The organism is Enterobacter sp. EC_50, assembly GCF_019584525.1.
In the GTDB taxonomy this organism is placed as follows: Bacteria; Pseudomonadota; Gammaproteobacteria; order Enterobacterales; family Enterobacteriaceae; genus Enterobacter; species Enterobacter roggenkampii.
In genome coordinates this window covers 101544-113793 of sequence record NZ_VDAF01000007.1, presented here as the reverse complement: position 1 = coordinate 113793, position 12250 = coordinate 101544, and the positions used below count along the sequence as shown (strand labels likewise).

At 55.8% G+C, this 12250-nt stretch carries 11 protein-coding genes; all 11 read left to right on the top strand.

Annotated features, from left to right (window positions below):
- Positions 1-19: 19 nt before the first annotated feature.
- The 11 genes from FHC48_RS08065 (at position 20) to bamB (ending at position 12201) form a co-directional block, all read left to right on the top strand.
- Positions 20-2398: a DMSO/selenate family reductase complex A subunit gene (locus FHC48_RS08065; RefSeq protein WP_059362173.1), complete on the top strand. Its 2379-nt coding sequence runs from the start codon at positions 20-22 to the stop codon at positions 2396-2398.
- Positions 2395-3024, top strand: coding sequence for a DMSO/selenate family reductase complex B subunit (locus FHC48_RS08060; protein WP_059362176.1), 630 nt, complete (start codon positions 2395-2397; stop codon positions 3022-3024). The genes FHC48_RS08065 and FHC48_RS08060 overlap by 4 nt, the downstream gene beginning before the upstream one ends.
- The gene (locus FHC48_RS08055; RefSeq protein WP_059362179.1) at positions 3017-3805 is read left to right on the top strand and encodes a DmsC/YnfH family molybdoenzyme membrane anchor subunit; all 789 of its coding nucleotides are present in this window, start codon (positions 3017-3019) and stop codon (positions 3803-3805) included. Before FHC48_RS08060 ends, FHC48_RS08055 begins: the two co-directional genes overlap by 8 nt.
- Positions 3805-4680: a 4Fe-4S binding protein gene (locus FHC48_RS08050; RefSeq protein WP_059363049.1), complete on the top strand. Its 876-nt coding sequence runs from the start codon at positions 3805-3807 to the stop codon at positions 4678-4680. Before FHC48_RS08055 ends, FHC48_RS08050 begins: the two co-directional genes overlap by 1 nt.
- Positions 4681-4801: 121 nt before the next feature.
- Positions 4802-5233, top strand: a complete 432-nt coding sequence (ndk, locus tag FHC48_RS08045; protein WP_003860625.1) for a nucleoside-diphosphate kinase — start codon at positions 4802-4804, stop codon at positions 5231-5233.
- Positions 5234-5402: 169 nt separating this feature from the next.
- Complete coding sequence (locus tag FHC48_RS08040; RefSeq protein ID WP_014171168.1) at positions 5403-6569, top strand: bifunctional tRNA (adenosine(37)-C2)-methyltransferase TrmG/ribosomal RNA large subunit methyltransferase RlmN; 1167 nt, start codon at positions 5403-5405, stop codon at positions 6567-6569.
- 292 nt (positions 6570-6861) lie between these two features.
- A complete protein-coding gene (rodZ, locus tag FHC48_RS08035) occupies positions 6862-7878 on the top strand; it encodes a cytoskeleton protein RodZ (protein ID WP_059363047.1) in 1017 nt (338 codons plus the stop codon).
- A gap of 26 nt (positions 7879-7904) precedes the next feature.
- A complete protein-coding gene (gene ispG / locus FHC48_RS08030) occupies positions 7905-9023 on the top strand; it encodes a flavodoxin-dependent (E)-4-hydroxy-3-methylbut-2-enyl-diphosphate synthase (protein ID WP_023308814.1) in 1119 nt (372 codons plus the stop codon).
- 80 nt (positions 9024-9103) lie between these two features.
- The gene (hisS, locus tag FHC48_RS08025) at positions 9104-10378 is read left to right on the top strand and encodes a histidine--tRNA ligase (RefSeq protein WP_032622984.1); all 1275 of its coding nucleotides are present in this window, start codon (positions 9104-9106) and stop codon (positions 10376-10378) included.
- 13 nt (positions 10379-10391) lie between these two features.
- Positions 10392-11012: a YfgM family protein gene (locus FHC48_RS08020; RefSeq protein ID WP_008502136.1), complete on the top strand. Its 621-nt coding sequence runs from the start codon at positions 10392-10394 to the stop codon at positions 11010-11012.
- A 10-nt stretch (positions 11013-11022) separates the two neighbouring features.
- The gene (gene bamB / locus FHC48_RS08015) at positions 11023-12201 is read left to right on the top strand and encodes an outer membrane protein assembly factor BamB (protein WP_008502135.1); all 1179 of its coding nucleotides are present in this window, start codon (positions 11023-11025) and stop codon (positions 12199-12201) included.
- Positions 12202-12250 lie beyond the last annotated feature (49 nt).

The following is a 12250-nucleotide window of genomic DNA, read 5'->3' as shown; positions in this document are numbered from 1 at the left end:
TTATTTGAAGGAACGAGCAATGAAAAAAAATAATAAACTGAGAGATAGTCTTAATCCCGCTCTCTCCCGGCGTCACTTTATTCAGGCCGGGTCCGCGCTTGCCGCTCTGCCGTTTGTGGTAAAAGGCGGAAAAGCGCAGGCGGCGACAATGCCTGCGGCAGTGAACGAACCCGAAGAAAAAGTCATTCAAACCTGCAGCACCTTTGACTGTGGCGGGAAATGCGATATTCGGGCGCACGTCAGCGACGGCGTGGTCACACGCATCTCTACGCGTCCGGATAATGAACTGGATCTTCAAATGCCGGTGATGCGCGCCTGCGTTCGCGGACGCGCGTATCGGAAATTTGTTTATCATCCCGATCGGCTTAAATATCCAATGAAACGCGTGGGTAAACGTGGCGAAGGAAAATTCGAACGTATTACCTGGGATGAAGCTACAACGCTTATTGCGAATCAATTAAAAACCATTACGCAAAAATACGGTGCTGCTTCGCGCTATGTGCATGTTGGCACCGCAGTTTCGGGAGGAACGTTCTCCGGCGATAAAATGGTTCGTCGTCTGCTTAATTTAACGGGTGGCTATCTCGAAAGCTATCACTCGGTCAGTATGGGCAACACCGCAGCGGCAACGCCCTATACCTACGGTACCGCCGCCAGCGGCAGCTCGCTGGACACGTTACTGGACACCAAACTGGTCATCCTCTGGGGACATAACCCGACGGAAACGATTTTTGGTCACAGCAACTACTTCTTCCAGAAGATGAAGCAAAACGGCACCCGCTTCATCGTTGTCGATCCGCGCTATTCAGATACGGTGTCCTCCCTTGCTGACCAGTGGATCCCGCTGCTGCCAACAACCGATAACGCCCTGATGGACGCCATGATGTACGTGATCGTCACGGAGAACTTGCACGATCGCGACTTTATTCTGCGCTATACCCTGGGCTTTGATGAAGACGCTATGCCGGAAGGCGTTCCGGCCAATGAATCCCTGATGGCTTACCTGAACGGGGCAAAAGATGGCGTCGCAAAAACGCCTGAGTGGGCAGAGAAGATCACCCACGTGCCTGCGCAGACCATTCGTCAGCTGGCGCGCGACTACGCAACCACCAAACCCGCCGCGCTGATCCAGGGCTGGGGACCGCAGCGTCATAACTGCGGCGAGCGCACCGCGCGCGGCTCGACAATACTGGCCACGCTAACGGGTAACGTCGGGGTGAAAGGCGGCTGGGCGGCTGGCTACGGCGGCTGTGCAAACCGTAAATTTGCCGCAGGCCCGGAGATGCCGGATAACCCGGTGAAAGCCAAAATATCGGTGATGAACTGGGTGCAGGCCGCCGACGATGCCTCTAAGGTAACGGCGGAAGTCGGCCTGAAGGATGCCGAAAAGCTGGACAGCAATATCCGCATCCTCTTCTCGCTGGCGGGCAATTATCTGGCTAACCAGAACCCGGATCTTCATCAGGCAACCCGCGTGCTGGAAGACGAGTCGAAAATCCAGTTTATCGTCGCGAGCGATCTGTTTATGACGCCGAGCGCCCGATACGCCGATCTTCTCCTGCCGGAAACCAGCTTTATGGAACGCTGGAATATCGGCGAAACCTGGGGTACCGCAAGCTATCTGATCCTGTCGGAAAAGCTGATTGAGCCTGAATTTGAGCGCCGTTCAGACTACGACTGGCTGCGGGAGGTCGCTGCTAAGCTTGGTGTCGAACCGGCATTCAGCGAAGGGCGTGACGAAAAGGCGTGGATTGAGCACATCTGGGAGCAGACAAAGCTGTCGATGCCGGAGGAAAACCTGCCAGACTTCGCGACGCTGCAAAAGACGCGTCAGCATCTCTTCAAAAGCGCGCCGTTTGTCGCCTTTGAAGACAACATTCGCGACCCGCAAAATCATCCGTTCCCGACGCCGTCCGGGAAAATTGAGATCTTCTCAAAGCGTCTGTACGACATGCAGCACCCGGAGATCCCGGCGCTGTCGCACTACGTGCCTGCCCATGAAGGGCCGGAAGACGCGCTGGCAAAAACCTTCCCGCTACAGCTGATCACCTGGAAAGGGAAAAACCGCGCCAACTCTACCCAGTACGCCAACCCGTGGCTAATTGAAGCACAGCAGCAGAAGCTGTGGATTAACCCTCAGGACGCGCAGAAGCGCGGCATTGCGCAGGGAGATACCGTGCGTATCCATAACGCGCGCGGCATTTGCGAGATCCCGGCGGAGGTTACGCCGCGCATCATTCCTGGGGTGGTAGCCATGCAGGCAGGTGCCTGGTGGCAGCCGGATGAGAAGGGCATTGATAAAGGCGGCTGCGCGAACGTGCTCAGTTCGGCTCGTATTACCGCGCTTGCGAAAGGGAATTCACATCAAACCATGCTGGTGGAGGTGGCAAAAGCATGAGTCAGTTTAAACACTACGCGCCGGTGAGCGACAAACAGCTGGGCTTTTACATCGACTCTTCACGCTGCTCAGGGTGTAAAGCCTGCCAGGTGGCATGCAAAGATAAAAACAACCTTGAGGTCGGATGTCGTTTCCGTCGCGTGTACGAAGTCAACGGCGGGAATTTCATCCCAACCGGGCAGGGCGGCGTCAGCAACAATGTGTTTGCCTACACGCTCTCTATTTCCTGTAACCACTGTGCAGACCCCATCTGCACTAAAAACTGTCCGACCACGGCGATGCACAAGCGTCCGGGAGACGGCATTGTGCGCGTTGATACAGATAAGTGCGTCGGCTGCGGCTACTGTGCGTGGTCATGCCCTTACGGCGCGCCACAGCTCAACGAGCAGACCGGGCAGATGTCAAAATGCGATTTCTGCGTGGATCTCCAGGCGAAGGGGGAGCAGCCCGTCTGTGTGGCAACCTGTCCACTCGAAGCGATTAAATTCGGGCCGATTGATGAACTGCGGGCGAAGTATGGTGCGGTCTGTGACGTGAAAGGCTTGCCTGATTCTTCCATCACAAAACCGAATCTGGTGATCAAAGCGCATCAGGGTGCAGAGAAAGAGGGCAAACGCCATGCATGAGTTACCGCTGCTGATTTTTACACTGTTCCTGCAGGGCTCGGTAGGCGTGACGCTCTGGCTGGCGTTCGGGGGGGCGCATGTTTTGCAGCGTAGCGCGCTTCTGCCTGCTGCCGGGGCGTTTGTGCTCGCAAGCCTCGGATTGCTCGCCTCGGCGCTGCACATGGGCTATCCGCTCAATGCTCTCAACGCGCTGCGCCATGTCTCCAGCTCCTGGCTGAGCCGTGAGATTATCTTTGCCAGCCTTTACCTGGCGGCGCTGGGGCTCGCGACGCTGCTGATGTTCGCCAAAAAGCCAGGCTGGAAGCTGCTTCTGGCGGCGGCGGGCCTTGTCGGGCTGGTGGATGTGTTCTGCATGGCGCAGATCTACATGCATGCGTCCGTGGTGACGTGGCAGCATATCAACACGCTGGTGCTGTTTATCGGCTCGGTGGGCATTATTGGTTCAGCCTGCATGGCGGTTGGGATGCGTTCCCGGGCTACTCTGCGTGCGGCGGTGGTCATTATCACGCTGCTGGTGCTTGTGCGTCTGGTGATGCAGCCCGTCTGGCTGGCCGACATCTCGGCTATGGACAACACCGTGGTGACGTTCCCTCATGCGCCGTTACAGATGCTGCAACAACTGCGCACCGTGCATTTGCTGAGCTGGTGTGTGTCTGTCATGGGTATGCTGTGCTTTGCTGCAGGCGGGTTAAAAGCGGCGCGAGGCACGATGCTGCTGGGCAGCGCCTTGCTGATTGCGGGTGAGCTGATGCTGCGCTTCGTTTTCTTCAGTATTGGCTGATGGGCAGATTGACGTTTGGCCCGGCGATGGACGTGACGCATGCGTGCGTCCGTCGCCGTTTTCGCCATGCTTCCTGTTGCGCCTGCGCAGACGTTTGTCCCGTGCAGGCTTTTTCTTTTACGGACGCAGATATCTCGGTTGATGAGAACCGCTGTATTGAATGCGGTGACTGCCTGTTTGTTTGCCCCACTGAGGCCATCACCGGCATCACGCCGCGAAAACGCTTTTTGTGTGGCGATACGCTTGTCAGGCCTTTTACTGAACGTGCGCCGGATGTGAATGAGCTGCTGCTCTGGCATGCACAGCACCATGTTCGTTTTATCAGTATCGACGTGGAGCAGTATCCTGACTGGCTGCTGGCGATTGCCCGGCTTAATCTTGTGCTTCGTCAACGCGGTGAAGCGGCATGGGCGTTTAAACTTTTCCCCGTCAACGAGGTTAATATCGCCCGCCGTGCGCTGATGCACGTTCCCCGTGAGGATGTCCGGACCTGTAGCGTCGTGCCCGGTCAGCGTGAACTGCGCAGAGCGTTTTCTGGGGTTAGTGAGGCAGAGATAGATCTCGACGCCGGAACGTGCGTATTGTGCGGCGCGTGCTGGCGGAGTTGTACGGAAAACGCGATTCGGTTTGAGAACGCTGAACTGGTCGTCGAAACCGGACGTTGTACCGGTTGCGGCGGCTGCGAAGCGGTATGCCAGCATGCGGCGATAAAAGTGACGCAAACAGAAGGAACGGCGAAAAACGTGGCCATACTGGCATATGAAGCCGTTTGCCTGACGTGCCACCGTCATTTCTGGTCATTTACGCCTGATGAAAAGCAGTGTCCGCTCTGTTTTCACCATCAACACGATATGCGAAACCCGGACTGTTGCTAATCTTCGTCTCATTTTAAAAAAATGTTATGCAGAACCATAGGCAATAGCGCTATAGCTCTTTATAATCCGCGCCACACCATACTCAGGTATGCAAAACAACAGAACATTGACAGAGGTTATCATGGCTATTGAACGTACTTTTTCCATCATCAAACCAAACGCGGTGGCAAAAAACGTTATTGGCAGCATCTTCGCTCGCTTTGAATCTGCAGGGTTCAAAATTGTTGGTACCAAAATGCTGCACCTGACCGTTGAGCAGGCGCGCGGCTTCTACGCTGAGCACGAAGGTCGCCCATTCTTTGACGGCCTGGTGGAGTTCATGACCTCCGGTCCAATCGTGGTATCCGTACTGGAAGGCGAAAACGCCGTACAGCGTCACCGCGACCTGCTGGGCGCAACCAACCCGGACAACGCGCTGGCAGGTACTCTGCGCGCTGACTACGCTGACAGCTTCACCGAGAACGGTACCCACGGTTCTGACTCTGTTGAATCTGCTGCACGCGAAATCGCTTTCTTCTTCGCAGAAGGCGAAGTGTGTCCACGTACCCGTTAATTTAACGGTTTCGTTTACACATTATTTTCGTAAATGCCGCGTCCAGACGTGGCATCCCTGCGCCAGACTTTGTACAATGCAACGCCCCGGACGAGCAGATCGCTTTCCGGGGCGTTTCTATTCAACCCTCCATGGGCCATAACGTGTAACAACGAGGCCGGTAAATATTATGTCTGAATTAGTGAATACCTCCGAAGTCGCCATTCCTGCGGTTCCCAATAAAAATGGAAAAATCAACCTGCTGGATCTGAACCGTCAGCAGATGCGCGAGTTCTTCAAAGAGATGGGCGAAAAGCCGTTTCGTGCCGATCAGGTCATGAAGTGGATGTACCATTACTGCAGCGACAATTTTGATGACATGACTGACATCAACAAGGTCCTGCGCAATAAGCTCAAAGAAGTGGCTGAAATCCGCGCCCCGGAAGTGGTGGAAGAGCAGCGCTCCGCGGATGGCACCATCAAATGGGCGATTGCGGTGGGTGATCAGCGCGTTGAAACCGTCTACATTCCGGAAGAAGACCGCGCGACGCTGTGCGTCTCCTCTCAGGTGGGCTGTGCGCTGGAGTGCAAATTCTGCTCAACCGCGCAGCAAGGCTTTAACCGTAACCTGCGTGTTTCAGAAATTATCGGCCAGGTCTGGCGTGCTGCGAAAATCGTAGGCGCGGCAAAAGTGACCGGCACTCGCCCAATCACCAACGTGGTGATGATGGGGATGGGTGAGCCGCTGCTGAACCTGACCAACGTCGTTCCGGCGATGGAAATCATGCTGGATGACTTCGGCTTTGGTCTGTCCAAGCGTCGCGTCACGCTGTCGACCTCAGGCGTTGTGCCTGCGCTGGACAAGCTCGGCGATATGATTGACGTCGCGCTGGCGATCTCCCTGCACGCGCCAAACGATGAAATTCGTGACGAAATTGTGCCAATCAACAAAAAGTACAATATCGAAACCTTCCTCGCTGCCGTACGTCGCTATCTGGAGAAATCCAACGCCAACCAGGGTCGCGTCACTATCGAGTACGTGATGCTGGACCACGTCAACGACGGTACCGAACATGCGCATCAGCTGGCTGAACTGCTGAAAGATACGCCATGTAAAATCAACCTGATCCCGTGGAACCCGTTCCCGGGCGCGCCGTATGGCCGTAGCTCGAACAGCCGTATCGACCGTTTCTCCAAGGTGCTGATGGAGTATGGTTTCACCACCATCGTGCGTAAAACGCGTGGTGATGATATTGATGCCGCATGTGGACAGCTGGCTGGTGATGTTATTGACCGTACCAAGCGTACCCTGCGTAAACGCATGCAGGGCGAGACGATCGCGGTTAAAGCTGTTTGATTATTATGCACTCACGGCGCATTATCTGCGCCGTGAGACATAACCTTACTGAATAATCAGTCAGATTCGTGAAGACTGATCAATAATTACGGTGCGTTTCATCCGACTTTCGGGCAGTATGTAACGACGTAACAACAGTTTAGCCGTACGGGCAGGGCTGTACTGTCATCTCCGGGCTGACAGTCTTATACTCTGTGTTCAAGGTTAACTGACCAGAAGTTTCGCGGTGCGGGTGGCATTGTGACTCACCGGCGCCTGAACCCTTTTTTTCACGTACCAGTAGTTGTAGCGAATGAATACTGAAGCCACTCACGACCAACATGAAGCACTCTCCACTGGCGTTCGTCTTCGCAACGCCCGTGAACAACTCGGACTCAGCCAGCAAGCCGTCGCAGAACGCTTGTGCCTGAAGGTTTCCACGGTTCGCGATATTGAAGAAGATAAGGCACCCGCCGATCTGGCTTCAACGTTCTTGCGCGGTTATATCCGCTCTTACGCAAAACTGGTGCACATCCCCGAAAACGAATTACTGCCAATGATGGAGAAGCAGGCGCCGGTCCGTGCAGCAAAAGTTGCGCCGATGCAGACCTTCTCCCTGGGGAAACGTCGTAAAAAACGTGATGGCTGGCTGATGAGCTTTACCTGGTTGGTGCTGTTTGTGGTGGTCGGTCTGACCGGTGCGTGGTGGTGGCAAAACCACAAGGCGCAGCAGGAAGAGATCACCACTATGGCCGATCAATCCTCCGCCGAACTCAACCAGGCCGGAACGGATAACGCCCAGAGCGTGCCGCTGAATACCGACGGTGCAGCGACTTCCAGCGAGCCACAGACCGCAGCGCCAGATGCGACAGCGACCAATGCTGCGCAGGCTCCTGCAGCAACGGCTAACACCGCTGCGCCTCAGGCCCAGGATCAAAACGCGGTGGTTGCCCCTTCTCAGGCGAATGTTGATACTGCGGCGAACGCGCCTGCGGCTACTCAGCCTGCAGACAATACCGCAGCGTCTCTGCCAACCAGCCCGGCGGGTACGGCGACACCCGCAGCCGATCCTAACGCGCTGGTAATGAACTTCAGCGCCGACTGCTGGCTGGAAGTGACTGACGCGACAGGTAAAAAACTGTTCAGCGGCCTGCAGCGCAAAGATGGCACGTTAAACCTAACGGGCCAGGCGCCTTATAAACTTAAAATCGGCGCTCCGGCAGCGGTACAGATCCAGTATCAAGGAAAACCTGTCGACCTGAGCCGCTTTATCAGAACTAACCAGGTTGCACGTCTTACCGTTAATGCCGAACAATCAGCAGTACAGTAACAGACGGGCAACGCGGGAGATTTTTCATGCATAACCAGGCTCCGATTCAACGTAGAAAATCGAAACGGATTTACGTTGGGAATGTGCCAATCGGCGATGGGGCACCTATCGCCGTTCAGTCGATGACCAATACGCGCACCACCGATGTGGAAGCGACGGTCAATCAAATCAAAGCATTAGAACGTGTCGGCGCGGACATTGTTCGCGTCTCCGTCCCGACCATGGATGCGGCTGAGGCGTTCAAACTGATCAAACAGCAGGTCAGCGTTCCGCTGGTGGCGGATATTCACTTCGACTACCGCATCGCACTGAAAGTGGCCGAATACGGCGTCGATTGCCTGCGTATTAACCCGGGCAACATCGGTAACGAAGAGCGTATCCGCATGGTCGTGGACTGCGCCCGCGATAAAAATATTCCTATCCGTATCGGCGTTAACGCCGGTTCCCTGGAAAAAGATCTGCAGGAAAAATACGGTGAGCCTACGCCGCAGGCGCTGCTCGAATCCGCGATGCGTCACGTCGATCATCTCGATCGCCTTAACTTCGATCAGTTCAAAGTCAGCGTAAAAGCGTCCGACGTGTTCCTGGCCGTAGAATCTTATCGCCTGCTGGCAAAGCAGATCGATCAGCCTCTGCACCTCGGGATCACCGAAGCGGGCGGCCTGCGTAGCGGCTCGGTAAAATCCGCGATCGGTCTGGGGCTGCTGCTCTCTGAAGGGATCGGTGACACCCTGCGCGTCTCGCTGGCGGCGGATCCTGTCGAAGAGATCAAGGTCGGCTTCGATATCCTGAAATCACTGCGTATTCGCGCGCGTGGGATCAACTTCATTGCCTGCCCAACCTGTTCACGTCAGGAGTTCGATGTGATCGGTACGGTGAATGCCCTGGAGCAACGTCTGGAAGACATTATCACCCCGATGGACGTCTCCATCATCGGCTGCGTGGTGAACGGTCCGGGTGAAGCCCTGGTGTCAACCCTGGGCGTGACCGGCGGTAACAAGAAAAGTGGTCTCTATGAAGATGGCGTTCGAAAAGATCGTCTGGATAATAGCGACATGATCGACCAGCTTGAAGCCCGCATCCGCGCCAAAGCCGCCATGATGGACGAAACACAGCGTATCAGCGTTCAGCAGGTTGAAAAATAACGTGATGGGAAGCGTGCCGCTTCCCATGTATGATTGAACCCATTCTTTGGGTTTTTTTTGTATATAGAAAGAGAATAAACGTGGCAAAAAACATTCAAGCCATCCGCGGCATGAACGATTATCTGCCTGGCGAAACCGCCATCTGGCAGCGCATTGAAGGCACACTGAAGCAGGTGCTCGGCAGCTACGGTTACAGCGAAATCCGTTTGCCGATTGTAGAGCAGACCCCGTTATTCAAACGCGCGATCGGTGAAGTGACCGACGTGGTTGAAAAAGAGATGTACACCTTTGAGGACCGCAACGGCGACAGCCTGACCCTGCGTCCGGAAGGTACGGCGGGCTGCGTACGCGCCGGCATCGAACATGGTCTTCTGTACAATCAGGAGCAGCGTCTGTGGTATATCGGCCCGATGTTCCGCCACGAACGTCCTCAGAAAGGGCGTTATCGCCAGTTTAATCAGCTGGGTGTGGAAGTCTTTGGCCTGCAGGGCCCGGACATCGACGCTGAACTGATTATGCTGACCGCCCGCTGGTGGCGTGCGCTCGGTATCGCCGATCACGTTTCCCTCGAGCTGAACTCTATCGGTTCTCTGGAAGCGCGTGCGAACTACCGCGATGCGCTGGTGGCGTTCCTGGAACAGCATAAAGAGAAACTGGACGAAGACTGCAAACGTCGCATGTACAGCAACCCGCTGCGCGTTCTGGATTCCAAAAACGCCGATGTTCAGGCACTGCTGAACGATGCGCCTGCGCTGGGTGATTACCTGGATGAAGAATCTCGCGAACACTTCGCGGGCCTGTGCAAGCTGCTTGAAGCGGCGGGCATCGCCTACACCGTAAACCAGCGTCTGGTGCGCGGTCTGGACTACTACAACCGTACCGTGTTTGAGTGGGTCACCACCAGCCTCGGCTCTCAGGGCACCGTGTGCGCGGGCGGCCGTTACGACGGTCTGGTTGAGCAACTTGGCGGTCGCGCTGCGCCTGCGGTTGGCTTCGCGATGGGTCTTGAGCGACTTGTTTTGCTGGTTCAGGCAGTTAATCCGGAATTTAAAGCAGATTCCGTTGTCGATATATACCTGGTGGCCTCAGGTGCGGAAACGCAGTCTGCGGCGATGCAGCTTGCCGAACGCGTGCGCGATGCGCTGCCGGGCGTTAAGCTGATGACCAACCATGGCGGCGGCAACTTCAAAAAACAGTTTGCTCGTGCCGATAAGTGGGGCGCAAGTATCGCACTGGTGCTGGGTGAGTCCGAAGTGGCCAACGGCGAAGTGGTGGTGAAAGACCTGCGCTCTGGTGAGCAGACAACAGTAACGCAGGACGGCGTTGCGGCGCACTTGCGCACTCTATTGGGCTAAGGAGAAGGACTGCGTGGAAATTTACGAGAACGAACACGATCAGGTCGACGCGATTAAACGCTTCTTTGCTGAAAACGGCAAAGCGCTGGTTGTTGGGGTTATTTTAGGTGTCGGTGCGCTGGTAGGCTGGCGTTACTGGAACAATCATCAGGCGGATTCCGCGCGCGGCGCGTCCCTGTCCTATGAAAATACCGTGAGCGCAATTCGTGCCGATCAGCCGCAAACGCTGACGGCAGCAGAAAAATTTGCGGCTGACAACAAAAACACCTACGGTGCACTGGCTGCGCTGGAAGTGGCTCAGCAGTACGTTGATAAGAACGAACTGGATAAAGCCGTTGCTCAGCTGTCTCAGGGCCTTGCTGCCGCCAGTGATGAAAATCTGAAAGCGGTGATCAATCTGCGCCTGGCACGTATTCAGGTTCAGCAGAAAAAAGCTGACGATGCGCTGAAAACGCTCGATACCATCAAAGGCGAAGGTTTTGCTGCCATCGTTGCCGATCTGCGCGGTGAAGCACTGCTGAGCAAAGGTGACAAAGCGGGCGCGCGTAAAGCGTGGCAAGCTGGCGTCGAGAGCAATGCCTCACCTGCGCTGAGCGAAATGATGCAGATGAAAATAAATAATTTGTCCGTCTGAGAGGGACCCGATGCAATTGCGTAAATTACTTCTGCCAGGACTGCTTTCTGTTACGTTATTGAGTGGTTGTTCACTGTTCAGTGGCGAAGAAGACGTTGTGAAAATGTCCCCACTGCCGACGGTTGAAAACCAGTTTACCCCATCCACCGCGTGGGATGTCTCCGTGGGCAATGGGATTGGTGATTTCTATTCCAACCTTCATCCTGCATATGCAGACAGCGTTGTCTATGCGGCCGATCGCAAAGGTACCGTGAAAGCGGTGAACGCGGATGACGGAAAAGAAGTGTGGTCCGTTAACCTGGCGGAAAAAGACGGCTGGTTCTCCCGTAAGCCTGCACTGCTGTCTGGCGGCCTGACCGTTGCCGGTGGCCACGTCTACGTGGGCAGCGAAAAAGCGCAGGTTTATGCCCTGAACAGCAGCGACGGTTCCATTGCCTGGCAAACGACCGTGGCGGGTGAATCCCTCTCTCGTCCGGTGGTGAGCGATGGCCTGGTGCTGATTCATACCAGCAACGGCCAGCTGCAGGCGCTGAACGAAGCGGACGGCCTGGTGAAATGGACCGTTAACCTGGATATGCCTGCGCTCTCTCTGCGTGGCGAATCTGCCCCGGCTACCGCATTTGGTGCTGCCATTGTCGGCGGCGACAACGGTCGCGTAAGCGCCGTGCTGATGCAGCAGGGCCAGATGATCTGGCAGCAGCGTATCTCTCAGGCCACTGGCTCAACGGAAATTGACCGTCTGAGCGACGTGGACACAACGCCGGTCATCGTTAACGGTGTGGTTTACGCGCTGGCCTACAACGGCAACCTGACCGCGCTGGATCTGCGCAGCGGCCAGATCATGTGGAAACGTGAGCTGGGCTCGGTGAATGATTTCATCGTTGAGGGTAACCGCATCTATATGGTTGACCAGAACGACCGTCTGCTGGCCCTGAGCACCGAAGGCGGCGTGACGCTGTGGACGCAAAGCGATCTGCTGCACCGTCTGCTGACTGCGCCAGCGCTGTACAACGGTAGTCTGGTTGTGGGCGACAGCGAAGGGTATATGCACTGGATCGATCCGGATAACGGCCGCTTTGTTGCGCAGCAAAAAGTCGACAGCTCCGGTTTCCTGACCGACCCGGTTGTGGCCGACGGCAAACTGCTGATTCAGGCAAAAGACGGCACGCTGTACGCGATCACGCGTTAATTACCCGGCGGTTGTAGTATACTAAACGGCTCCTGTTCACTCAGGAGCC